Here is a 22,600-nt window from a genome sequence, read left to right as displayed (position 1 = left end):
TGTTTTACTCGGAACCCGCTGAATAGACGCCTCTTTTGCGACCTTGGTAGCGGGACAGGCGTTCGCGAAATTCAATAGACTGCGCATCCTGCTACTCGCTGCCCGAGATAAAAATCCATGTACCGTGACCGTATTCGCCTGCCTTCGTTGTTGGATAAAGTGATGAGCGCCGCCGAGGCCGCCGCTTTGATTGAGGACGGCATGACCGTCGGCATGAGCGGCTTCACCCGCGCCGGCGAAGCCAAGGCCGTCCCCCATGCACTGGCCGAGCGGGCCAAGGTCACGCCGCTGAAGATCAGCCTGATGACCGGCGCGAGCCTGGGCAACGACCTCGACAAGCAACTGACCGAGGCCGGCGTGCTGTCGCGGCGCATGCCGTTCCAGGTCGACAGCACCCTGCGCAAGGCGATCAACGCCGGCGAGGTGATGTTCATCGACCAGCACCTGTCGGAAACCGTCGAGCAACTGCGCAACCAGCAGCTCAAGCTGCCGGACATCGCCGTGATCGAAGCCGTGGCCATCACCGAGCAGGGCCACATCGTGCCGACCACCTCTGTGGGCAACTCGGCGAGCTTTGCGATCTTCGCCAAGCAAGTGATCGTCGAGATCAACATGGCGCACAACGCCAACCTCGAAGGCCTGCATGACATCTATATCCCGACCTACCGTCCGACCCGCACGCCGATCCCCCTGGTGAAGGTCGATGACCGCATCGGCAGCACCGCCATCCCGATCCCTGCGGAGAAGATCGTCGGCATCGTCATCACCCAGCAGCCCGACTCGCCGTCCACCGTGCTGCCGCCGGATGCCGACACCAAGGCCATCGCCGACCACCTGATCGCGTTCTTCAAGCAGGAAGTCGACGCCGGGCGCATGACCGACAAGCTCGGTCCGCTGCAGGCCGGCATCGGCAGCATCGCCAACGCGGTGATGTGCGGACTGATCGACTCGCCGTTCCACGACCTGACCATGTACTCCGAAGTGCTGCAGGACTCGACCTTCGACCTGATCGACGCCGGCAAGCTGAGCTTCGCCTCGGGCAGTTCGATCACGCTGTCCGAACGCCGCAACAGCGATGTGTTCGGCAACCTGGAACGGTACAAGGACAAGCTGGTGCTGCGGCCCCAGGAGATCTCCAACCACCCCGAAGTGGTGCGGCGCCTGGGCATCATCGGCATCAACACGGCGCTGGAGTTCGACATCTACGGCAATGTCAACTCCACCCACGTCTGCGGCACCCGGATGATGAACGGCATCGGCGGCTCCGGCGACTTTGCGCGCAACGCCCACCTGGCGGTGTTCGTGACCAAGTCGATCGCCAAGGGCGGCGCGATCTCCAGCGTGGTGCCGATGGTCAGCCACGTCGACCACACCGAGCATGACGTCGACATCCTGGTCACCGAGATCGGCCTGGCCGACCTGCGCGGCCTGGCCCCGCGCGAGCGCGCCCGGGCGATCATCGACAACTGCGTGCACCCAGACTACCGCCAGGCCCTGAACGATTACTTCACCGCCGCCTGCGCCATCGGCGGCCACACGCCGCACATCCTGCGGGATGCCCTGAGCTGGCACATGAACCTGGAAGAAACCGGGCGCATGCTGGCTGTGTAATTCACACAGATCCCCCGCTGACGCAAACACAGTTTTCGTCAGCGGGGGATTGCAAACACTTAACCTGACAAAAACTGTACTTCTGTACCGGTACTTTTCAGCTGTTTTCCCCGCACCTTTCTCTCCAAATGAGCAATAACGCACCAATCAGGTGCGGACAGGTACAGTTTGCTCAATTTTGACCCGTACACCCCCTATAAACAGTTAACTGGTCACTCACAATACAAGTGAACTGTATCTACAGAGACTGGGCAAACGAGAGGATCATGGGCACCAGTTAAACCACTACCTGATCCCGCCACAAGCGGAAGGATGACCACCATGGAACGTACACTCAGTTCCGAACTGTTCTTCGAAGACAAAGCTGTAAAATCCCAGGCTTCCATGCCTCTGCGTGTTCTCGCCAACCTGATGCTGTGGCAGCGCCGCATCTCCAGCCGCCACCAACTGGCCCGTCTGGATTCGCGTCTGCTGGCTGACGCCGGTATCAGCGAAGCACAACGCTACGAAGAGCTCAGCAAGCCGTTCTGGCGCTAAGCAGCGTCGCTGGCCCTGGTCGCAAGACCCACCGCCAGCACCCGAATTGAAACGACAAGGCCCGTCGCGGGAAACCGCGACGGGCCTTGTCGTTTGGGCGTGCCAGAATCTGCGGAACAGGTGCACCGCACAATGACAGGTACAGTTTTAAAATTACTCAAACTGAACCAGTACAATTTAGCCTCGGTGTGTCTGCTCCGTTCTCGGCGCCAGGCTCAACATGACCTTCTCTCCCGCCGCCCAAGGAACAGGTCATGAATGAGTTACAGGACGTATCCAAAGAACAGAACCGGCCCTGCGCGCAACGTCCGTTCACGCGGCTGCTCAAAGGCCTGCTGCAAGGTCTGGAACGTGCCAAAACCCGGCGCCTGCTGGCCGGGCTCGATGGCCGGGATCTCGCCGACTTGGGCCTCAGCCACGCCGACCGGCTGAATGAAATGGATAAGCCGTTCTGGCGCTAGCACTCTGCCCACTGGGCGAATCCGGTGCGCAAGCCTAATATCCACGCAGAACGTGGCGAATGCTGTGCGATCGGCGTCTGACTCCCAGACACCGTGCCACCTCTCAATACGGTTTTATCCACAGGAGTTCTCCCATGTCCGCTCTTCGCCTGCTCAGCGCTGCCGCCCTGCTGGCCGTCGCCGCCAATGCCAGCGCCACCAGCTTCATCGTCACCACCGATGCCGTGGTCGGCGCGCTCAAGTCCTCCTCCGACGCCACCTCCGACGTCACTTCGTCCTTCCGCGACGACAAGATCGTCCTGGCCGCCCGTGACGACGCCGCCAGCTTCGTGGCCAGCGAAGGCGACATCCGCGGCGTGAAGCTGGAAAGCGCCCTGGATCACATCCGCCATCAGGCACCGCAACTGAACGCCACCGACGCGCAGCTGGCCCAGGCCATCCTGACCCTCTGAAACCGTTGCGTCACGGGACACGCCAGCCGTGTCCCGATGTTTCGGCGCTGGCTCTGGCCCGGGCGTTGCGTTAGCCTTCAGGCTCTTCAACCGCAGCCGAGCCCCATGCGTTTTCTTGCCAATCTGCTTATCCCTTCCGTTCTGACGGCAGCCTGCTGGGCCACGCCGGCCAACGCCTTCGATGTGTCCACGCAGAGCACCGTGGTCAGCGTCTACGCCACCGGCATGGTGTCTTCCGCGCCGTTCGACCGTAAACTGCTGCTCGCCGCGCACGACGATGCCGCGGCCTTCGTTGCCAGTGACGGCGAATTGCGAGGCGCCCGGCTGGAATCCGCACTGCATTACCTGCGCAAATCCCGGCCCAAACTTCATGTCAGTGACCTTGAACTGGCACAGGCAATTCTCGTCCAATAGTCATCCATGCCCTTTCGGAGTCGTTCCATGCGTAGCCCGCTGATTGCTGCCGCCCTTGGCCTGCTGTTGTTGGCCGATATGGCCCAGGCGCACACCCTGGTAGCCACCAGTAACATCATTGTCCGCGCCTCCCAGCGCACCATCGATTTCACCTCCGACACCACCACGTCGATCCGCGATTCGAAGATCATCCGCGAAGCCCATGACGACGCCGCCAGCTTCGTCGCCAGCAACGGCGACATCCGTGGCGCGCACCTGGAAGCCGCACTCAATACCTTGCGCACCCGCGTTCCGGAAGCCCGTGACGCCAGCGACCAGGTGCTGGCCGAAGCCATCCTCGCACTGTGAAGTCACTCGGCACCTGGCTGCTGGCCGGGGCGCTGTTGCTGACCGGCCACAGCGCCCACGCCGGCCTGCAACTGCGGCTCAAGACCGACGGCCTGAGCCCCGCCCAGCAACAGGCCAGCCAGGCGCTGCTCGATGAAGCCATGCAGGCGCTTCCGCCCAGCTTCATAGAGCGGCTGGACCGGCGGATCGACGTCGGCTGGACCGACGACATGCCCGGCAACGCCTACGGCCAGGCCACGCTGGTGGCCGAACTGGACCTGAACCGCAAATTGCTGGCCGGCCTCACCGACGGCAGCGCCGCCAAGGAAAAGACCGGCCGCCCCCACGGCACCGTCCGCCAGGAACTGCTGGCCACGGTGCTGCACGAAATCACCCATATCTACGACCGCGCCCGGCTGTGGCCCGCCGCCGAACGCACGCTGATCCAGCGCTGCACCCGGCGCAACGACAGCAGCGGCCTGGTCGGCATCCCGGATGAATGCCGTGGTCAGAACGGCCGCCGCTTCACCTTGAGCGACGATCCCCGCCTGCTGGATCTCGCCGGCTGGCAGCAATACGTCGGCCGCCGCGGCGAACGCGAGCAGCACAACCGGCAGATCGCCCGCAGCCCGGATCTGTACGAAACCTCCAGCCCCAAGGAGTTCGTCGCGGTCAACATGGAGTACTTCCTTCTTGACCCGAGCTACGCCTGCCGCCGGCCCGCGCTGTATCGCTACTACAAGGAACACTTCGGCTGGGCGCCGCCCGCCAAGGACACGTGCGCCAAGACCTTCGCCTTCCTCAACGCCGGCAACGACTTCGCCAAGCAGCCGCTGGGCCAGGTCGACCCGGAACGGGTCTACGCCGTCGACTACCTGCTGGCCGAGGCCAACCAGAACTGGGTCAGCCGCTGGGGTCACAGCATGCTGCGCCTGGTGATCTGCGCCCCCGGCCGGCCGCGCGGCCCGGACTGCCGGTTGGACCTGGACCAGCACCTGGTGCTGTCGTACCGCGCCTTCGTCGGCGACGTGCAACTGTCGAGCTGGGACGGCCTGGTGGGCAAATACCCGTCGCGGCTGTTCGTGCTGCCGCTGGCCCAGGTGATCGACGAATACACCAAGACCGAACTGCGCAGCCTGGCCTCGGTGCCGCTGAACCTGTCGCGCAGCGAGATAGAAGACGTGGTCGAGCACGCTGCCGAGATGCACTGGAGCTACGACGGCAACTACTTCTTCCTGTCCAACAACTGCGCGGTGGAAAGCCTGAAACTGCTGCGCAGCGGCAGCAATAACGCACAGCTTGCCGGCCTGGACAGCATCATGCCCAACGGCCTGCTGGAGGTGCTCAAGGGACGCGGCCTGGCGGACACCCGGGTGCTCGACGATCCGAAGGAAGCCCTGCGCCTGGGCTATCGCTTCGACTCGTTCCGCGAGCGCTATCAGGCGATGTTCGATGTCTTGAAGAAACAGTTGCCGATCCCGCAGGCCACCGTCGAAGACTGGCTGTCGCTGTCCGCCGAAGAACGCCGGCCTTGGTTCGAGCGCGCTGACCTTCGCACCAGCGCCGCGTTGCTGCTGTTGGAACAGGCCAGTTTCCGCCGCCAGTTGCTGCTGGCCCAGGACGAGGTGAAGCAGCGCTACCTCGGTGCCCGGGAGCTGGAGAACGGCGGCATGGAGAAGGCCAACGCCACCCTGCAGCAGATCCTCGCCAACAGCGGCTTCCTCAGCCGTCCGGCGGAGCTGCTCGACTCCCGCGGCTACGGCCTGCCGCAGCCGAGCGAGTTCAGCCGGCTGGAGGCCGAAAGCAGCCAGCGCCAGAAGCAGTTGCTGGCGCTGAGCGGCGACCTGGACAAGGAAGTGCGGGCCTTGCTGGAGCCCAAGCGCGCTGCGGAGATCGCGGCCAGCGAGGCCAATGTGAAGCAGATCGGCGAGCATCTGCGCAAACTGCACAAGGCAGCGGGCGGGTTGGAGTTGCCTTGACCGGCCTGCCGCATGGGCCGAACGAAAAAAGGGATCCGGAGCTTAGCCCCGGATCCCTTTTTACTGCCTGATCAGTCGATGGCGAGCGGCCCCCGCAACGGGAGCCTTGCCCTCAGCCGATGCGCGCCTTGCGCACGCCTTCGGCCAGCGAAGCGCACAAGCCCAGCACACCGTCGACCGCCTGCGCCGGCGTCTGCGCATTGGCGATGTGGTCGATCAGCGCCGAACCCACCACGACACCGTCGGCCAGGCGCGCGATGGACGCCGCCTGCTCCGGGGTGCGGATGCCGAAACCGATGCTGATCGGCAGGTCGGTGTGGCGACGCAGGCGCGCCACCGCTTCCTCGACATGCTCCAGCGTCGCGGCGCCGGCACCGGTCACACCGGCCACCGACACGTAGTAGACGAAGCCGGAGCTGCCGTTGAGCACCTTCGGCAGGCGCGCGTCGTCGGTGGTCGGGGTGGTCAGGCGGATGAAGTCCAGGCCTGCCGCCTGGGCCGGGTCGCACAGCTCGGCGTTGTGCTCCGGCGGTATGTCGACCACGATCAGGCCGTCGACGCCGGCCTCGTTGGCGTCGCTGATGAAGCGCTCGACGCCGTACTTGTGGATCGGGTTGTAGTAGCCCATCAGCACCAGCGGCGTGTCGCTGTTGCCCTGACGGAACTCGCGCACCATCTGCAAGGTTTTCGCCAGGTTCTGCTTGGCGCCCAAGGCACGGATGTTGGCCAGCTGGATCGCCGGGCCGTCGGCCATCGGGTCGGTGAACGGCATGCCCAGCTCGATCACGTCGGCGCCGGCGGCCGGCAGGCCCTTGAGGATCGCCAGCGAAGTGTCGTAGTCCGGGTCGCCGGCGGTGACGAAGGTCACCAGTGCGGCGCGGTTTTCCTGCTTGAGGGCGGCAAAACGTGTTTGCAGGCGGCTCATCAGTGTTTCTCCTGCGTCGATTGTTCCATGTGGTGCATGACGGTCTGCATGTCCTTGTCGCCGCGGCCGGACAGGTTGATCACCATCAGGTGATCCTTCGGCAGCTTGGGCGCGCGCTTGAAGGCTTCGGCCAGGGCGTGGGAGCTTTCCAGGGCCGGGATGATCCCTTCCAGTCGGCAGCACTGGTGGAAGGCGGCCAGGGCTTCGTCGTCGGTCACCGAGGTGTACTGGACGCGGCCGATGTCATGCAGCCAGGCGTGTTCGGGGCCGATGCCGGGGTAGTCGAGGCCGGCGGAGATCGAATGGGCGTCGATGATCTGGCCGTCGTCGTCCTGCAGCAGGAAGGTGCGGTTGCCGTGCAGCACGCCCGGCACGCCGCCGTTCAGGCTGGCCGCGTGCTTGCCGGTCTCGATGCCGTAGCCCGCGGCTTCGACGCCGACGATCTCGACGCTCTTGTCGTCGAGGAACGGGTGGAACAGGCCCATGGCGTTGGAGCCGCCGCCGATGCACGCCACCAGGCTGTCCGGCAGACGGCCTTCCTGGGCTTGCAGCTGCTCGCGGGTTTCCTTGCCGATGACGGCCTGGAAGTCACGCACCATCGCCGGGTACGGGTGCGGGCCGGCCACGGTGCCGATCAGGTAGAAGGTGTTGTCGACGTTGGTCACCCAGTCGCGCAGCGCTTCGTTCATCGCGTCCTTCAGGGTGCCGGTGCCGGCGACCACCGGGATCACCTCGGCGCCCAGGAGCTTCATGCGGAACACGTTGGCCTGCTGGCGCTCGATGTCGGTGGTGCCCATGTAGATCACGCAGTCCAGGCCGAAGCGCGCGGCCACGGTGGCGGTGGCCACGCCGTGCATGCCGGCGCCGGTCTCGGCGATGATGCGTTTCTTGCCCATGCGCCGCGCCAGCAGGATCTGGCCGATGCAGTTGTTGATCTTGTGCGCGCCGGTGTGGTTCAGCTCTTCGCGCTTGAGGTAGATCTTGGCGCCGCCGCAGAACTCGGTCAGGCGTTCGGCGAAGTACAGCGGGCTAGGACGTCCGACGTAGTCGCGCTGGAAGTAGGCCAGTTCCTCCTTGAATGCCGGATCTTCCTTCGCCGCTTCATATTCGCGGGCCAGGTCGAGGATCAGCGGCATCAGGGTCTCGGCGACGTAACGGCCGCCGAACGCGCCGAACAGGCCGTTGTCGTCCGGGCCGCTGCGCAGGTTGGAGGTGTTCGAAGTCTGGGTCATGGATGACTCCCGGTGAATTCGCCTAAGGGACAATGGCATTCACTCTACCCCTGACGATCCGGGCTGAAAACCGATAAGATCGCCGCAACCTGTCAGGAAAACTCACAAATAAAATGAGCCATGACCTCCCCCCGCTGAACGCCCTGCGCGCCTTCGAGGCCACCGCCCGGCTGAACAGTGTCAGCCAGGCCGCCGAGCAGCTTCACGTCACCCACGGCGCCGTCAGCCGCCAGCTCAAGGTGTTGGAAGAACACTTGGGCGTGAGCCTGTTCATCAAGGAAGGGCGCGGCCTGAAACTCACAGATGCCGGCGCCCGGCTGCGGGACGTCAGCGGCGAAGCGTTCGAGCGGCTGCGCAACGTGTGCGCCGAACTCAGCCAGAGCACCGCCGACGCCCCGTTCGTGCTCGGCTGCTCCGGCAGCCTGCTGGCACGCTGGTTCATTCCACGGCTGGGACGGCTGAACGCAGACTTGCCGGACCTGCGCCTGCACCTGTCGGCCGGCGAAGGCGACCTCGACCCCCGGCGGCCCGGCCTCGACGCCCTGCTGCTGTTCGCCGAACCGCCATGGCCGGCGGACATGCAAGTCTACGAGCTGGCCGCCGAGCGCATCGGCCCGGTCATGAGCCCGTTGTTCAGCGGCGCCGCCAGGCTGCACGGCGCACCGGCCGAGGCCCTGTTGAGCGAGCCGGTGCTGCACACCACCTCCCGTCCGCAAGCCTGGCCGGCCTGGGCACGGCAAAGCGGCCTCGACGCCAAGGCGCTGAAGCTGGGGCAGGGTTTCGAGCATCTGTATTACTTGCTGGAGGCGGCGGTCGCCGGCCTCGGCGTGGCCATCGCGCCGGAACCGCTGGTGACGGAAGACTTGAAGGCTGGGCGCCTGATCGCGCCGTGGGGCTTTTGCGAAACCCCGGCGCGACTGGCGCTATGGCTGCCCAAGCGCGCCGCCGACGGGCGCGCCCGGCAATTGGCGCAATGGCTGAAGAACGAATTGCGCCAGACCGATCACTCGCCGCGCTTGAACAGCAGGTAAGCGGCCAGCAGGCCCAACGCACCGACCGCCACGCCGGCGGTCGTCCAGGGATGTTCCTGCGCGTAGTCACGGGTGGCGATCCCGGTCTCGCGGGTCTTGGTCTTGACCTCTTCATAGGCGTCGCTGAGCAGGCTGCGCGAATGCCGCAACGCACTTTCGGCATTGCCCGTGAGTGCCTTGAGGGTCTTGCGCGACTCGTCCGAAGCGTCGTCCTTCAGGCTTTCCAGCGACTTGAGCAGACTCTCGATCTCGGCTTCCATGCTTTGCAGCGAAGCTTTGCGTAACGAGGTGTTGGCCATGGTGGTTCTCCTGCATTGGTGAGAAACGGCGTGTGATGGTTGGGACTTCGCCCGTCCCGGAAAGTGCAGAAAATCTGAGCCGCCTCCCCCGCGGCATGCCGGAACCGACACGGCAAATCGCTGCTAGGCTCTATGGCACACTTCAAGGAGAGCGCCATGAGCGACCATCACACCTACAAGAAGATCGAGCTGGTCGGTTCGTCCACCAGCAGCATCGAAGACGCCATCAACAACGCGCTGGCCGAAGCCAGCAAGAGCGTCAAGTACATGGAATGGTTCGAAGTGACCGAGACCCGCGGCCACATCAGGGACGGCAAGGCCGCCCATTTTCAGGTGACCCTCAAGGTCGGGTTCCGGATTGCCAGCAGCTGAGTTTGGTCTACGCTTCTGAACTTGCGCGCTGGCCGAGTGCCATAGGAATGGCAAAGCGCTACAGGGCGAGCGCACCGGACGAACGCTCCGGTGCCGTCTCTTTCGATCCGACCAGGGAGTGCAACCGATGAAGAAGTTCATGTTGGCGGTAGGTTTGTTGAGCCTTGCGGGTGGCGCATTCGCTGCCGGCAAGTCGTGTGAGGAACTTAAGGCCGAGATCGCGGCCAAGCTGGATGCCAAGGGCGTTTCCGGCTATTCGCTGGAGATCGTGGACAAGGGGGCAGCGGCGGGCGGCAAGGTCGTCGGCAAATGCGAAGCCGGCGCCAAGGAAATCGTCTACAAGCGAGGCTGACGGCGCCTGAAAATCAAAAGCCGACGCAACGCGTCGGCTTTTTTGTGGCCATCGTTTCCAGCGAAACGGACTCAGCCCTTCATCACCTGCGCCAGCAGCTCATAGGAATGCAGCCGGTCAGCGTGCTCGTACAGGTCGCAGGTGAAGATCAGTTCATCGGCCTGGGTCTGCTCGATCAGCACCTCCAGCTTGGCGCGGATCTTCTGCGGACCGCCGACCATCGCCAAGCCGAGGAAGTCCCCCACCGCCTCGCGCTCATGGGGCAGCCACAGGCCGTCCATGGTCTTCACCGGCGGCCTTTGCACCAGGCTTTGCCCACGCATCAGCGCCAGGATCCGCTGGTACACCGAGGTGGCCAGGTAATCGGCCTGCTCGTCGGTGTCGGCCGCCACCAGCGGCACGCCCAGCATCACGTACGGCTTGTCGAGCACCGCCGACGGCTGGAAGTGGTTGCGGTAGACGCGGATCGCCTCGTGCATGTAGCGCGGGGCGAAGTGTGAGGCGAAGGCGTAGGGCAGGCCCCGCTGGCCCGCCAGTTGCGCACTGAACAGGCTGGAGCCCAGCAGCCACACCGGCACCTGGGTGCCGGTGCCCGGCATCGCGATCACCCGTTGGTCCGGGGTGCGCGGGCCGAGGTAGCGCACCAGTTCGGCGACGTCCTCGGGAAAATCGTCGGCGCTGCCGGAACGCTCACGGCGCAACGCCCGGGCGGTCATCTGGTCGGAGCCGGGCGCACGGCCCAGGCCCAGGTCGATCCGGCCCGGATACAGGCTCTCCAGGGTGCCGAACTGTTCGGCGATCACCAGCGGCGCATGGTTGGGCAGCATCACCCCGCCGGAGCCGACGCGGATGCTCGACGTGCCGCCCGCCAGGTAGGCCAGCAACACCGAGGTGGCGGAACTGGCGATGCCGTCCATGTTGTGGTGCTCGGCGACCCAGAACCGGGTGTAGCCGAACTTCTCCACGTGCCGGGCCAGATCCAGCGAGTTGCGCAGCGACTGGCCGGGGCTGCCGTTCTCGCGCACCGGCACCAGATCGAGGGTGGAAAACTTTACGTCGGACAGTTGCTTCATAAAGTGCTTCTCCGGGTGAGGGTGCAGGTTCATCCATGCGAACGCCGACCTGCCCCGTTCATAGGCGTGTCCTGTGCAATGAGGGCATATACCCGAGTTTCAATAGCCGATTGGAAAATTCCTACTAAAAAAGTCAACGATTCTCATGGGGCAGAGGTTTGAGCCGGGTCAGAACCTGCCCGGCCAAACGGTGGTCGAATGGTTGACCGCAGCCTTCGCGCATCTTCGTGCGCGCTGCGTCGAGGGAGCTTCAACCATGAAACGTTTTGCTGTGGCGGTGTTTGGTCTGACCCTGGCCAGTGCAGTGCTGGCGGCCCCGAAACCCTGCGAGGAACTCAAGGCCGAGATCGAAGCCAAGATCCAGGCCCAGGGCGTGACCTCCTACACCCTGGAGATTGTCGCCAACGAGGAAGTCCACGATCAGAACATGGTCGTCGGCTCGTGCGAAAACGGCACGAAGAAGATCATCTACCAGAAGAACGACCGCTGATCCGGGCTAGATGATGCAGTTGACCTCACGGTCCTCGGCGACGATTTCCCGCTTGGCGTTGTACAGCCGGGCGCTCGGCGTGAAAGCCAGGGAGCGGCCTTCGAGCAGGTAGCGCTGGCCCGCCTCGAAATGATCGTAGCGGATAGTCAGGTAGCACAGGCGCTCGACGGGCCCGGTCATCAGGCTGCCGCCGCCGCCGAACACCTCAAAGTCGAAGCGCACCCGCAGTTCGTGGCTGCCGGGTGTGACCTGAAAGAAGCGCCCGTCCCTCAGGCGCTGGTTGTCGAGCCGCTCGGCCATCAACAACTTGCCGCCAGGGGTGGGCGTCGAGAAGTCGACCCAGGCCATCGCGGGATCGACCGGCGGCATCGGCGTCTGGCAACCGGCGATCAGGCCGGCCGCCAGCAACAGCATCAACGTGCGCATGATGAATGTCCGTGGATTCGGGCACCCAGCATAACGCCGATCAGGTGCGCTGACAGCCCGCCGGCTTGGCCTGCCCCACCACCTTGCGCTGCTGATCGTACAGTTTGGCCCATGGCCGGAAACCGATGTTGCCGGCCTGCAACTGATAGCGCTCGCCGGCGTTGAAGTCCTTGAAGGTCAGGCTCAACCGGCAATCGCGCCACAGCGGCTCCGCATCCGGGCCGATGTTGGTCGCCTCCACCGGGAACTGGTAACGCACCTTCAGCTCATGGCTGCCGGGCTGCACTTCGAAATATCGTTTGTCGACCGCCGCCCTGGCATCGACCTCCAGAGCCTGCAGCGCCGTGTCCTGCTGGCGGGACTCCAGGTCGATCCAGGCTTGCGAAGGGTCAGGGGCGGGCATTCCGAATCCGGCACAGCCGGTCAGCGTCAGCAGGCCGGCGGTCAGCATCAACTTGCGCATGGCGAAGCTCCTATGGGCGGGATAGTCTTGCGGGCAGACTGTCCGGGGGTTTCTTATTTTGTTCAGGCCGCTACCCAGCCTTGGGTTACTTGATCGCGTTTTGCGGATTTTGTTTCCGGGTGTTTTGCTTTTGCTGCTCAACGGTTGCGCAAGCCTCAGTTACTACAGCCAGTTGGCCGGCGGTCAGCTGCAACTGCTGCGGGCCCGGGAACCGGTCGCCGAGGTGATCGCCGACCCCGCCCGCGACCCCAAACTGCGCGCGCACCTGGCCGAGTCGCAGAAGGCCCGGGACTTCGCCAGCCGTCACCTGCACCTGCCGGACAACCAGAGCTACCGGCTCTACGCCGACATCGGCCGGCCGTTCGTGGTGTGGAACGTGTTCGCCACCCCGGAGTTCTCCTTGAGCCCGCAAAACCATTGCTTCCCCATCGCCGGCTGCGTGGCCTACCGCGGCTACTACAGCCAGGGCGCGGCCCGGGGCGAAGCGGCGATCCAGCGCCTCAAGGGCATGGACGTGTCGATCGGCGGCGTCGAGGCCTATTCGACCCTGGGCTGGTTCAACGACCCGATCCTCAATTCGATGACGGGCTGGGGCGACGAGCGCCTGGCCACGCTGATCTTTCACGAACTGGCCCATCAGCGCTTCTATGTGCAGGACGACACCGAGTTCAACGAGTCCTTCGCCACGTTCGTCGAGCAGGAAGGCACGCGGCAATGGCGGGCGTTCCGCGGGCTGGCGCCGGACAACGGCTCGCGCCTGCAGCAGCGCGACCAGTTCATCGGCCTGATCCTCGACACCCGTGCCCGTCTGGAAGCGCTCTACGCACAACCGCTGGCGGCCGAGGTCATGCGCCAGCGCAAGGCCGAGGCGTTCGAACGGTTTCGCCGGGATTACCGGGCCCTGCGTGACCGGCAGTGGGCCGGGGACAAACGCTACGATGCGTGGGTGAACGCGCCGCTGAACAATGCGCGGCTGTTGCCGTTCGGGCTGTATGACCAGTGGGTGCCGGCGTTTGCGGCGCTGTTCGGGCAGGTGGGTGGGGATTGGGTGAGGTTCTACGCCGAAGTCGAGAAGTTAGGCAAATTGGGCGCAGTTGAGCGCAAGTCGGCGCTCAAGGCCTTGGCGAACCCTGAACCAGCCGGCTGAACCGACCGGCTGGTTCCCACAGAAACGCCTCAACACGTGTGGGAGCCAGCCTGCTGGCGATGGCTGCCCGATCAGCGCCGCAGGAACGCCTGATGCAGCTCGTCCAGCGTCTCGAAGTGATAGGCCGGTGCCTCGGCGCTCAGCTCCTCATGGCTGCCGAACCCATAGCCCACCGCCGCCGCGTCCAGCCCGTTGCGGCGTGCGCCGATCAGGTCGTGCTTGCGGTCGCCGATCATCAGTGTGTCGGCCGGATCCAGTCCTTCCTCGGCGATCAAATGGGCAATCAGCTCGACCTTGTCGGTGCGGGTGCCGTCCAGTTCGCTGCCGTAGATCACCTTGAAGTGCCGGGCGAAATCGAAATGACGGGCGATCTCCCGGGCGAACACCCAGGGTTTGGAGGTCGCGATGTACAGTTGCCGGCCCTGGTCACCGAGGGTTTCCAGCAACGGCATGACACCGTCGAACACCCGGTTTTCGTAGAGACCGGTGACCTTGAAGCGCTCACGGTAGAAATTCACCGCCTCCCACGCCTTGGCCTCGTCGAAGCCATAGAACTGCATGAACGCCTGCAGCAGCGGCGGGCCGATGAAGTGTTCCAGCTTGCTCAGGTCCGGCTCGTCGATGCCGAGCTTGGCCAAGGCGAACTGGATGGAGCGGGTGATACCCTCGCGCGGGTCGGTCAGGGTGCCGTCGAGGTCGAACAGTACGGTCTGGTAATGCATGAAAATTCCTGGGCTTGTGCGGGACGGTTCAGATCTGGTCGTAGCCTTCGGCCAGGTGCAGATCCTTGAGCTTCACGTAGTTCGCCGCGCTGTAGGTGAAAAAGGCGCGTTCCTTGTCGGTCAGCGGCCGGGCCTGCTTCACCGGGCTGCCCACGTACAGGAAGCCGCTTTCCAGGCGCTTGCCCGGCGGCACCAGGCTGCCGGCGCCGACGATCACGTCGTCCTCGACCACCGCGCCGTCCATGACGATGCTGCCCATGCCGATCAGCACCCGGCTGCCCACCGTGCAGCCGTGCAGCATGACTTTGTGGGCGACGGTCACGTCGTCGCCGATCAGGCACGGGAAACCGTCCGGGTTGAAGGGGCCGGCGTGGGTGATGTGCAGCACGCAGCCGTCCTGGATGCTGGTGCGCGCACCGATGCGGATGCGGTGCATATCGCCGCGGATCACGGTCAGCGGCCACACGGAGCTGTCTTCGCCGATTTCGACGTCGCCGATCACCACCGCGGAGCCGTCGACAAAGGCGCCTTTGCCAAGGCGCGGGGTGTGGTTCTGGTACTTGCGAAGGGACACGATAAGTTCTCTCTCTGTCGCCGATAGCTGCGGTCGCTGCCGATTGTAATTAAGATGGGCCCACGATTCTAAATGCCTGTTCCCTTCTGCCAAGGTGCCAACCGTGAGCGTGAACAACCCACTTCTGCAGCCCTACGACCTGCCGCCGTTCTCCGCGATCCGTGCCGAACACGTGCAGCCCGCCATCGAAACCATCCTGGCCGACAACCGCGCCGCCATCGCCGAGATCCTCAAGGCCCAGGGCACGAACCCGACCTGGGCCGGCCTGGTGCTGGCGATGGACGAACTCAACGACCGCCTCGGCGCCGCCTGGAGCCCGGTCAGCCACCTCAACGCCGTGTGCAACAGCGCCGAACTGCGCGAAGCCTACGAGGCCTGCCTGCCGGCCCTGAGCGCCTACTCCACCGAGATGGGCCAGAACCGCGAGCTGTTCCAGGCGTACGAAGCGCTGGCCAACAGCCCGGAAGCCGCCGGCTTCGACGTGGGCCAGAAAACCATCCTTGAGCACGCCCTGCGCGACTTCCGCCTGTCGGGCATCGACCTGCCGGAAGCCGAGCAGAAGCGCTACGCCGAAGTGCAGAGCAAACTGTCGGAGCTGGGCAGCCGCTTCTCCAACCAGTTGCTCGACGCCACCCAGGCCTGGACCAAGCACCTCACCGACGAGGCCGCCCTCGCCGGCCTGACCGACTCGGCCAAGGCGCAGATGGCCGCCGCCGCCCAGGCCAAGGGGCTGGACGGCTGGCTGATCACCCTGGAGTTCCCCAGCTACTACGCGGTGATGACCTACGCCCAGGACCGCGCGCTGCGCGAGGAAGTCTACGCCGCCTACTGCACCCGAGCCTCGGACCAAGGCCCGAACGCCGGCCAGAACGACAACGGTCCGGTGATGGACGAGATCCTCGACCTGCGCCAGGAACTGGCCAAGCTCCTGGGTTTCGCCAGCTTCTCCGAACTGAGCCTGGCCACCAAGATGGCCGAGTCCAGCGACCAGGTGTTGAGCTTCTTGCGCGATCTGGCCAAGCGCAGCAAGCCGTTCGCCGCCCAGGACCTGCAGCAGCTCAAGGCCTACGCCGCCGAGCAGGGCTGCGCGGACCTGCAGAGCTGGGACAGCGGCTTCTACGGCGAAAAGCTGCGTGAACAACGCTACAGCGTGGCCCAGGAAACCCTGCGCGCCTACTTCCCGATCGACAAGGTGCTCAGCGGCCTGTTCGCCATCGTCCAGCGCCTGTACGGCATCGAGATCGCCGAGCTCAAAGGCTTCGACGCCTGGCATCCGGACGTGCGCCTGTTCGAGATCAAGGAAAACGGCCAGCACGTGGGCCGCTTCTTCTTCGACCTGTACGCCCGCGCCAACAAGCGCGGCGGCGCCTGGATGGACGGCGCCCGCGACCGTCGCCGCACCGTCGAAGGCGTGCTGCAGAGCCCGGTGGCCAACCTGGTGTGCAACTTCACCCCGGCCGACAGCGGCAAGCCGGCGCTGCTGACCCACGATGAAGTCACCACCCTGTTCCACGAATTCGGCCATGGCCTGCACCACCTGCTGACCCGCGTCGACCATGCCGGCGTGTCCGGCATCAACGGCGTGGCGTGGGATGCGGTCGAGCTGCCGAGCCAGTTCATGGAGAACTGGTGCTGGGAGCCGGAAGGCCTGGCGCTGATCTCCGGCCATTACGAAACCGGCGAACCGCTGCCCCAGGACCTGCTGGAGAAAATGCTCGCGGCGAAGAACTTCCAGTCCGGCCTGATGATGGTGCGCCAACTGGAGTTCTCGCTGTTCGACTTCGAGCTGCACGCCACCCACGGCGACGGCCGCAGCGTGCTGCAAGTGCTCGAAGGCGTGCGCGACGAGGTCTCGGTGATGCGTCCGCCGGCCTACAACCGCTTCCCCAACAGCTTCGCCCACATCTTCGCCGGCGGTTATGCGGCCGGCTACTACAGCTACAAGTGGGCGGAAGTGCTGTCGGCGGATGCGTTCTCCAAGTTCGAAGAGGACGGCGTGCTCAACGCCGACACCGGCCGCGCCTTCCGCGAAGCCATCCTGGCCCGCGGTGGCTCGCAGGAGCCGATGGTGCTGTTCGTCGACTTCCGTGGCCGTGAGCCGTCGATTGACGCACTCTTGCGTCACAGCGGCCTGAGCGAGGACGCGGCAGCATGAGCGAGGCACCTGTGAAGACGAAGAAACGCTTTATCGCCGGAGCGGTCTGCCCGGCGTGCAGCGAGCCGGACAAGCTGATGATGTGGAGCGAGGACGACATTCCCCATCGCGAATGCGTGGCCTGCGGTTACGCGGACACGCTCAACGAGCAAGGCCTGTCGGTTCCGAAGGAGCTGGGCACGCGGGTCAACACCGTCGCGCTCAAGCCTGCGCCGGACAAGAGCGTGCAGGCGGTGCAGTTCTTCCCGAATCCGAAGCTGAAGAAAAAGTCAGACGACTGACCTGCCGTCAGCCCCGGACAGGGAGCCTCTGCGGCGAGGGCGCCAGTGCCTCGCCGCAGAAGGTCCGGTTCACTTGAGGTTGACGCTCTGGAACCAGCTCTTCATCGAGCACGTGGCGAAGGGGCTGGTGCTGCAGTCGCCATTGGCCAGCGCCGTACGCAACTTGTCGACATCGGCCTGCATCACGTAGCGGACGCCGTCCTTGAAGTGCCCGCTTTCGCCAAACCCGCCCTGAGTCATCTCATTCAGCGCATCTTCCTTGCTCCAGCCCTGCACCACGATTCGGTACATCGCCGCCATCAGGCCGGTGCGGTCGGAGCCGTGCTTGCAGTGCATCAGCACCGGGCCCTCGGCCTCGGCGGTCTGGATCGCACGCAACGTCTTGAGCACATCACTGTCATCCACGTGGTTGGTGCGGTAAGGCAACTGCACAAGGTTCACGCCAGGGGACTTCAGCCAGCCCGAGTCGGACTCCGGCAAGAAGTTGATGACCGTGGCCACCTTCAGGTTCTTCAGCAGCGGCACGGCGCCGCCGTCGGGCAACGCGCTGCGGTAGAGGGTCGGCGACATCTGGAACAGGTTGTATTGCACCTCCACCGGCTGCGCCCATTCGGCAGGACGGGCCGCCGGAGCCTCGGCGGCCTGGACCGGCACCCAGTGCAACACGACAGCAAGCGAAAGACACATGGCGGGGAGGAAACGCAATCGGGACATGCTCGGTGGACCGTAGGGATTCATGATGGAAGGGCCTCGCAGCTTCAGGGTTCGGCAGTCAAATCCCTGTGAGGCGCTTGTCAAAGAATCGTGAACCGACCGGTGCCCTTCGTCGCAATCACGGTTTTTTCAGATGAATCGATTCATCTCGATGCTTAGCCTGCTACCATTTGTCACATGATGTTGCAGACGCGTTCCCCTTCTCCTGGCCGTTCCGGCCACGTCGCAGCCAAACAACCTTAAGCCACCCGCAGAGGCGGCTGACAACCATCAATGCCTGATGAGGTGCACCCCCATGTCTGATGAAAGTCGAGACAACCCGCGGCGTGAGTTCTTGCGCAAGTCCCTGACCCTGATTCCCGTCGTCACCCTGGCCGGCAGCGGTCTGGGCAGCAGCGTGCTGCAGGCCGCCCCTGAAGCCGCGCCTGCTGCGCCTGCCGCAAAACCGGCTGCGGCCCAGACGGGCGAGTATCAGCCAAGCTATTTCACCGCCGAAGAGTGGGCGTTCATCAACGCCGCCGTCGCGCAGTTGATCCCCAACGACGCCCAAGGCCCCGGCGCCCTCGAAGCCGGCGTGCCGGAATACATCGACCGTCAGATGAACACGCCTTACGCCGCCGGCGCCCTGTGGTACATGCAAGGCCCGTTCAACGCCGACGCCGCGCCGGAAATGGGCTGGCAGAGCAAACTGGTGCCCAAAGAGATCTATCGCCTGGGCATCGCCGCTGCGGATCAGTGGGCAAAATCCCTCAACGGCAAAACATTTGCCGAGCAAGACAGCGCTACCCGAGACGAATTGCTCAGGCAGCTCGAAGCCGGAAAACCGCAGTTCGACGCCGTCCCGGCCAAGGTTTTCTTCAGTCTGCTGCTGCAGAACACCAAGGAAGGGTTCTTCTGCGACCCGATCCACGGCGGCAATAAAGGCATGGTCGGCTGGACCCTGATCGGCTTCCCCGGCGCCCGCGCCGACTTCATGGACTGGGTGGAGCGCAACGAGGCGTACCCCTTCCCGGCCGTTTCGATCCGCGGCGAGAGGGCGTGAACATGGCAACGGTAATGAAAAAAGTAGATGCGGTGATCGTCGGCTTCGGCTGGACCGGCGCAATCATGGCCAAGGAGCTGACCGAGGCTGGCCTCAACGTGCTGGCGCTGGAGCGCGGGCCGATGCAGGACACCTACCCTGACGGCAACTATCCCCAGGTGATCGACGAACTCACCTACAGCGTGCGGAAAAAACTCTTCCAGGACGTTTCCAAGGAAACCGTCACCATCCGCCACAGCGTCAACGACATCGCCCTGCCGAACCGCCAATTGGGCGCGTTCCTGCCGGGCAACGGCGTGGGCGGTGCAGGCCTGCACTGGTCGGGCGTGCACTTTCGGGTCGATCCGATCGAGCTGCGCATGCGCAGCCACTACGAAGAGCGCTACGGCAAGCACTTCATCCCCAAGGACATGACCATCCAGGACTTCGGCGTCAGCTATGAAGAGCTGGAGCCGTTCTTCGACTTCGCCGAAAAGGTCTTCGGCACCTCCGGCCAGGCCTGGACGGTGAAGGGGCAACTGGTGGGCCAGGGCAAGGGCGGCAACCCCTATGCGCCGGATCGTTCGAACCCGTTCCCGCTGGAATCGCAGAAAAACACCGTTTCCGCACAGCTGTTCGGCAAAGCGGCCACGGAGGTCGGCTACAAACCCTACAACCTTCCTTCCGCCAATACCTCGGGACCTTACACCAACCCCTACGGTGCACAGATGGGCCCGTGCAACTTCTGCGGATTCTGCAGCGGCTACGTCTGCTACATGTACTCCAAAGCCTCGCCGAACGTGAACATCCTGCCGGCGCTCAAGCCTTTGCCGAATTTCGAGCTGCGGCCCAACGCCCATGTGCTTCGGGTCAACCTCGACAGCAGCAAGACCAAGGCCACCGGCGTCACCTACGTCGACGGCCAGGGCCGGGAGATCGAGCAGCCGGCGGATCTGGTGATCCTCGGCGCGTTCCAGCTGCACAACGTGCGGCTGATGCTGCTGTCCGGCATCGGCAAACCGTATGACCCGGTCAGCGGCGAAGGCGTGGTCGGACGCAACTTCGCCTACCAGAACATGGCCACGATCAAGGCGTTCTTCGACAAGGACACCCACACCAACAACTTCATCGGCGCCGGCGGCAACGGGGTGGCGGTGGACGACTTCAACGCCGACAACTTCGACCACGGCCCCCACGGTTTCGTCGGCGGCTCGCCGATGTGGGTCAACCAGGCCGGCAGCCGGCCGATCGCCGGCACTTCCAACCCGCCGGGCACGCCCGCCTGGGGCAGCGCCTGGAAACGCGCCACCGCCGACTACTACACCCATCAGGTGTCGATGGACGCCCACGGTGCACACCAGTCCTACCGGGGCAACTACCTCGATCTGGATCCGGTGTACCGCGATGCCTACGGCCTGCCGCTGCTGCGGATGACCTTCGACTGGCAGGAAAACGACATCAAGATGAACCGCTTCATGGTCGAGAAGATGGGCAAGATCGCCGAAGCCATGGGCCCCAAGGCCATCAACGTGATCAGCAAGAAGGTCGGCGAGCACTTCAACACCGCGTCCTACCAGACCACCCACCTCAACGGCGGCGCGATCATGGGCACCGATCCGAAGACCAGCGCCCTGAACCGCTACCTGCAGAGCTGGGACGTGCACAACGTGTTCGTCCCTGGCGCCTCGGCATTCCCGCAAGGTCTGGGCTACAACCCGACCGGGCTGGTCGCCGCCCTGACCTACTGGTCGGCGAAGGCGATCCGCGAGCAGTACCTGAAAAACCCCGGCCCGCTGGTCCAGGCTTAAGGAGCGATGACCATGAAGACTTTCGTTATCGCGACCCTGGCGTTGCTCGGCAGTGCCTCCCTGTACGGCGCCGACGTCGATCCATCTTTGATCAGGCAAGGTGAGTACCTGGCCCGCGCAGGCGACTGCGTGGCCTGCCACACCGCCAAGGACGGCAAACCGTTCGCCGGCGGCCTGCCGATGGAAACCCCGATCGGCACGATCTACTCGACCAACATCACCCCGGACAAGCGCGGCATCGGCGGCTACAGCTTCGAGGACTTCGACCGGGCCGTGCGCCATGGCGTGGCCCGCAACGGCAGCACGCTGTACCCGGCGATGCCGTACCCGTCCTACGCCCGCGTCAACGAAACCGACATGAAGGCGCTGTACGCGTTCTTCATGCACGGCGTCGAGCCGGTGGCCCAGGAGAACAAGGCCAGCGACATTCCCTGGCCGTTGAGCATGCGCTGGCCGCTGACGGGCTGGCGCTGGCTGTTTGCGCCGAAGGTCGAGGACTACAAAGCTACCTCGGACGATGCCGTCATCAGCCGTGGGGCTTATCTGGTGGAAGGCCTCGGACATTGCGGCGCTTGTCATACGCCACGGGCCCTGACCATGCAGGAAAAGGCCCTGAGCGCAGGCGAAGGCAGCACTTTCCTGTCAGGCAGCGCACCGTTGGAAGGCTGGATCGCCAAGAACCTGCGCGGCGACCACAAGGACGGCCTCGGCGGCTGGAGCGAAGAGCAACTGGTGCAGTTCCTGAAGACCGGGCGCAGCGACCGCAGCGCGGTGTTCGGCGGCATGAGCGACGTGGTCACCCACAGCATGCAGTACATGACTGACGCCGACCTGACCGCGATCGCCCGCTACCTGAAATCGCTGCCGGCCAAGGATCCCGCCGACCGCCCGCACCAATACGACGAAACGGCCGCCAAGGCCCTGTGGAACGGCGACGACAGCCAGCGCGGCGCAGCGGTGTACATCGACAACTGCGCGGCCTGCCACCGCACCGACGGCCACGGCTACACCCGCGTGTTCCCGGCGCTGGCGGGCAATCCGGTGCTGCAATCGGAAGACCCGACCTCGCTGATCCACATCGTGCTCCAGGGCGGCACGCTGCCGGCGACCCACGCGGCGCCGTCGGCCATCACCATGCCGGGGTTCGGCTGGCGGCTGTCGGACCAGGAAGTGGCGGACGTGGTGAGCTTCATCCGCGGCAGTTGGGGCAACAAGGGAGCGCCGGTCAGCGCAGATGAGGTCAAACACTTGCGTGCCGAACAGATGAAGACGGCATCGACGCAAGAGCCTGCCCACTGACACACCGCAACATAAAAAAGGCCCTCCCCGCGGCAATGCGGGCAGGGCCTTTTTTATTGCACGCCGCAACTTTCGCGGCATGCCAAGCCTCAAGGCGTTTTGATACTGACATAAGCCTTGACCAACGCCAGCAACTTGGCCTTATCGTCTGCATCGATATCACCGTCGCCATCGATGTCTTTTTCGTTGCGAACAGTGAACGTCTTGCCGCCGTCGTAGGAAGCGGCGATGAGTGTGCGGGAATCGACCAGGGAGTCCGTCGACACAGCGTTCTCAGCATCCCAGCCGGACTCCTTCAGCGCGAATTGCAGGGATACCAGCACTTCCTTGGGATTGACCGGAGTGGGGCCGAGTTTCTGCAAAAAGATGCCACGAGGATTGAGGTAAGACATGGTTAATTCCTTTTATTTAAATCATCCGAGTTACAACGCAGGC

Annotated in this window: 27 protein-coding genes; 17 read left to right on the top strand and 10 right to left on the bottom strand. The window is 64.4% G+C overall.

Translation table 11 applies throughout. From position 1 onward, the window contains the following. Window positions 1-117 precede the first annotated feature (117 nt). The 7 genes from CAG31_RS07585 (at window position 118) to CAG31_RS07555 (ending at window position 5,781) form a co-directional block, all read left to right on the top strand. The gene (locus CAG31_RS07585) at window positions 118-1,611 is read left to right on the top strand and encodes an acetyl-CoA hydrolase/transferase family protein (protein WP_085579495.1); all 1,494 of its coding nucleotides are present in this window, start codon (window positions 118-120) and stop codon (window positions 1,609-1,611) included. A 321-nt stretch (window positions 1,612-1,932) separates the two neighbouring features. After that, on the top strand, window positions 1,933-2,148 hold the full coding sequence (locus CAG31_RS07580; RefSeq protein ID WP_085579493.1) for a DUF1127 domain-containing protein: 216 nt from the start codon (window positions 1,933-1,935) through the stop codon (window positions 2,146-2,148). Window positions 2,149-2,402: 254 nt separating this feature from the next. After that, on the top strand, window positions 2,403-2,609 hold the full coding sequence (locus tag CAG31_RS07575; protein WP_085579491.1) for a DUF1127 domain-containing protein: 207 nt from the start codon (window positions 2,403-2,405) through the stop codon (window positions 2,607-2,609). 134 nt (window positions 2,610-2,743) lie between these two features. Further along, the gene (locus CAG31_RS07570; protein ID WP_085579489.1) at window positions 2,744-3,061 is read left to right on the top strand and encodes a DUF2388 domain-containing protein; all 318 of its coding nucleotides are present in this window, start codon (window positions 2,744-2,746) and stop codon (window positions 3,059-3,061) included. Window positions 3,062-3,166: 105 nt separating this feature from the next. Continuing rightward, complete coding sequence (locus CAG31_RS07565) at window positions 3,167-3,475, top strand: DUF2388 domain-containing protein (protein ID WP_085579487.1); 309 nt, start codon at window positions 3,167-3,169, stop codon at window positions 3,473-3,475. 27 nt (window positions 3,476-3,502) lie between these two features. After that, complete coding sequence (locus tag CAG31_RS07560) at window positions 3,503-3,823, top strand: DUF2388 domain-containing protein (RefSeq protein ID WP_065260625.1); 321 nt, start codon at window positions 3,503-3,505, stop codon at window positions 3,821-3,823. Next, a complete protein-coding gene (locus CAG31_RS07555) occupies window positions 3,820-5,781 on the top strand; it encodes a DUF4105 domain-containing protein (RefSeq protein WP_085579485.1) in 1,962 nt (653 codons plus the stop codon). Before CAG31_RS07560 ends, CAG31_RS07555 begins: the two co-directional genes overlap by 4 nt. A 112-nt stretch (window positions 5,782-5,893) precedes the next feature. Here the strand turns inward: CAG31_RS07555 and trpA are convergent, their stop codons facing one another. Beyond that, window positions 5,894-6,706 carry a tryptophan synthase subunit alpha gene (gene trpA / locus CAG31_RS07550; protein ID WP_085579483.1) on the bottom strand — a complete coding sequence of 271 codons (813 nt, stop codon included), beginning with the start codon at window positions 6,704-6,706 and terminating at the stop codon, window positions 5,894-5,896. Next, window positions 6,706-7,938, bottom strand: a complete 1,233-nt coding sequence (trpB, locus tag CAG31_RS07545; protein ID WP_085579481.1) for a tryptophan synthase subunit beta — start codon at window positions 7,936-7,938, stop codon at window positions 6,706-6,708. Before trpB ends, trpA begins: the two co-directional genes overlap by 1 nt. A 113-nt stretch (window positions 7,939-8,051) precedes the next feature. Here trpB and CAG31_RS07540 point away from each other — a divergent pair, with 113 nt between their 5' ends. Next, window positions 8,052-8,969, top strand: coding sequence for a LysR family transcriptional regulator (locus CAG31_RS07540; protein ID WP_085579479.1), 918 nt, complete (start codon window positions 8,052-8,054; stop codon window positions 8,967-8,969). Here the strand turns inward: CAG31_RS07540 and CAG31_RS07535 are convergent. Beyond that, window positions 8,942-9,268: a YqjD family protein gene (locus CAG31_RS07535; protein ID WP_085579476.1), complete on the bottom strand. Its 327-nt coding sequence runs from the start codon at window positions 9,266-9,268 to the stop codon at window positions 8,942-8,944. The two genes, CAG31_RS07540 and CAG31_RS07535, sit on opposite strands and share 28 nt — an antisense overlap. 156 nt (window positions 9,269-9,424) lie before the next feature. On the opposite strand from CAG31_RS07535, the gene CAG31_RS07530 reads away from it, so the two are divergent. Together CAG31_RS07530 and CAG31_RS07525 are read left to right on the top strand one after the other, a co-directional pair. Then, on the top strand, window positions 9,425-9,640 hold the full coding sequence (locus CAG31_RS07530) for a dodecin (RefSeq protein ID WP_085579474.1): 216 nt from the start codon (window positions 9,425-9,427) through the stop codon (window positions 9,638-9,640). A 127-nt stretch (window positions 9,641-9,767) separates the two neighbouring features. Further along, window positions 9,768-9,992 carry a DUF1161 domain-containing protein gene (locus tag CAG31_RS07525; protein ID WP_085579472.1) on the top strand — a complete coding sequence of 75 codons (225 nt, stop codon included), beginning with the start codon at window positions 9,768-9,770 and terminating at the stop codon, window positions 9,990-9,992. Window positions 9,993-10,063: 71 nt separating this feature from the next. On the opposite strand, the gene CAG31_RS07520 is transcribed toward CAG31_RS07525, so the two are convergent. Beyond that, window positions 10,064-11,065: an LLM class flavin-dependent oxidoreductase gene (locus CAG31_RS07520; RefSeq protein WP_085579470.1), complete on the bottom strand. Its 1,002-nt coding sequence runs from the start codon at window positions 11,063-11,065 to the stop codon at window positions 10,064-10,066. Between the two features lie 256 nt (window positions 11,066-11,321). On the opposite strand from CAG31_RS07520, the gene CAG31_RS07515 reads away from it, so the two are divergent. Beyond that, window positions 11,322-11,555 carry a DUF1161 domain-containing protein gene (locus tag CAG31_RS07515; protein ID WP_085579468.1) on the top strand — a complete coding sequence of 78 codons (234 nt, stop codon included), beginning with the start codon at window positions 11,322-11,324 and terminating at the stop codon, window positions 11,553-11,555. A gap of 6 nt (window positions 11,556-11,561) precedes the next feature. Here the strand turns inward: CAG31_RS07515 and CAG31_RS07510 are convergent, their stop codons facing one another. Both CAG31_RS07510 and CAG31_RS07505 read right to left on the bottom strand, forming a co-directional pair. Then, complete coding sequence (locus tag CAG31_RS07510; protein WP_085579466.1) at window positions 11,562-11,981, bottom strand: hypothetical protein; 420 nt, start codon at window positions 11,979-11,981, stop codon at window positions 11,562-11,564. 40 nt (window positions 11,982-12,021) lie between these two features. After that, window positions 12,022-12,444, bottom strand: a complete 423-nt coding sequence (locus CAG31_RS07505) for a hypothetical protein (RefSeq protein WP_085579464.1) — start codon at window positions 12,442-12,444, stop codon at window positions 12,022-12,024. A gap of 58 nt (window positions 12,445-12,502) precedes the next feature. Between CAG31_RS07505 and CAG31_RS07500 the strand changes: the two genes are divergently transcribed. After that, window positions 12,503-13,591, top strand: coding sequence for an aminopeptidase (locus CAG31_RS07500; RefSeq protein ID WP_085579462.1), 1,089 nt, complete (start codon window positions 12,503-12,505; stop codon window positions 13,589-13,591). A 71-nt stretch (window positions 13,592-13,662) separates the two neighbouring features. Here the strand turns inward: CAG31_RS07500 and CAG31_RS07495 are convergent, their stop codons facing one another. Then, window positions 13,663-14,313: an HAD family hydrolase gene (locus CAG31_RS07495; protein ID WP_085579460.1), complete on the bottom strand. Its 651-nt coding sequence runs from the start codon at window positions 14,311-14,313 to the stop codon at window positions 13,663-13,665. Window positions 14,314-14,341: 28 nt separating this feature from the next. Further along, the gene (locus CAG31_RS07490) at window positions 14,342-14,887 is read right to left on the bottom strand and encodes a gamma carbonic anhydrase family protein (RefSeq protein WP_085579458.1); all 546 of its coding nucleotides are present in this window, start codon (window positions 14,885-14,887) and stop codon (window positions 14,342-14,344) included. 103 nt (window positions 14,888-14,990) lie between these two features. Between CAG31_RS07490 and prlC the strand changes: the two genes are divergently transcribed. After that, the gene (gene prlC / locus CAG31_RS07485; protein ID WP_085579456.1) at window positions 14,991-17,042 is read left to right on the top strand and encodes an oligopeptidase A; all 2,052 of its coding nucleotides are present in this window, start codon (window positions 14,991-14,993) and stop codon (window positions 17,040-17,042) included. Continuing rightward, a complete protein-coding gene (locus tag CAG31_RS07480) occupies window positions 17,039-17,323 on the top strand; it encodes a YheV family putative zinc ribbon protein (RefSeq protein ID WP_085579454.1) in 285 nt (94 codons plus the stop codon). The genes prlC and CAG31_RS07480 overlap by 4 nt, the downstream gene beginning before the upstream one ends. Before the next feature lie 69 nt (window positions 17,324-17,392). Here the strand turns inward: CAG31_RS07480 and CAG31_RS07475 are convergent, their stop codons facing one another. Continuing rightward, window positions 17,393-18,037 carry a tyrosine-protein phosphatase gene (locus CAG31_RS07475; RefSeq protein WP_085579452.1) on the bottom strand — a complete coding sequence of 215 codons (645 nt, stop codon included), beginning with the start codon at window positions 18,035-18,037 and terminating at the stop codon, window positions 17,393-17,395. 295 nt (window positions 18,038-18,332) lie between these two features. On the opposite strand from CAG31_RS07475, the gene CAG31_RS07470 reads away from it, so the two are divergent. From CAG31_RS07470 to CAG31_RS07460, 3 genes are read left to right on the top strand one after another with little or no spacing between them, the layout of a single operon-like run. Then, complete coding sequence (locus CAG31_RS07470) at window positions 18,333-19,079, top strand: gluconate 2-dehydrogenase subunit 3 family protein (protein ID WP_085579450.1); 747 nt, start codon at window positions 18,333-18,335, stop codon at window positions 19,077-19,079. A 2-nt stretch (window positions 19,080-19,081) separates the two neighbouring features. Beyond that, complete coding sequence (locus CAG31_RS07465) at window positions 19,082-20,866, top strand: GMC family oxidoreductase (RefSeq protein ID WP_085579448.1); 1,785 nt, start codon at window positions 19,082-19,084, stop codon at window positions 20,864-20,866. Window positions 20,867-20,878: 12 nt separating this feature from the next. Next, window positions 20,879-22,165: a cytochrome c gene (locus CAG31_RS07460; protein WP_085579446.1), complete on the top strand. Its 1,287-nt coding sequence runs from the start codon at window positions 20,879-20,881 to the stop codon at window positions 22,163-22,165. Window positions 22,166-22,254: 89 nt separating this feature from the next. Here CAG31_RS07460 and CAG31_RS07455 read toward each other — a convergent pair whose 3' ends face one another. After that, on the bottom strand, window positions 22,255-22,557 hold the full coding sequence (locus CAG31_RS07455; protein ID WP_085579444.1) for a hypothetical protein: 303 nt from the start codon (window positions 22,555-22,557) through the stop codon (window positions 22,255-22,257). Window positions 22,558-22,600: the final 43 nt, after the last annotated feature.

The organism is Pseudomonas sp. R25(2017), assembly GCF_002112565.1.
Lineage (GTDB): Bacteria > Pseudomonadota > Gammaproteobacteria > Pseudomonadales > Pseudomonadaceae > Aquipseudomonas > Aquipseudomonas ekonensis.
This window is presented reverse-complemented; position numbering and strand designations above follow the sequence as displayed.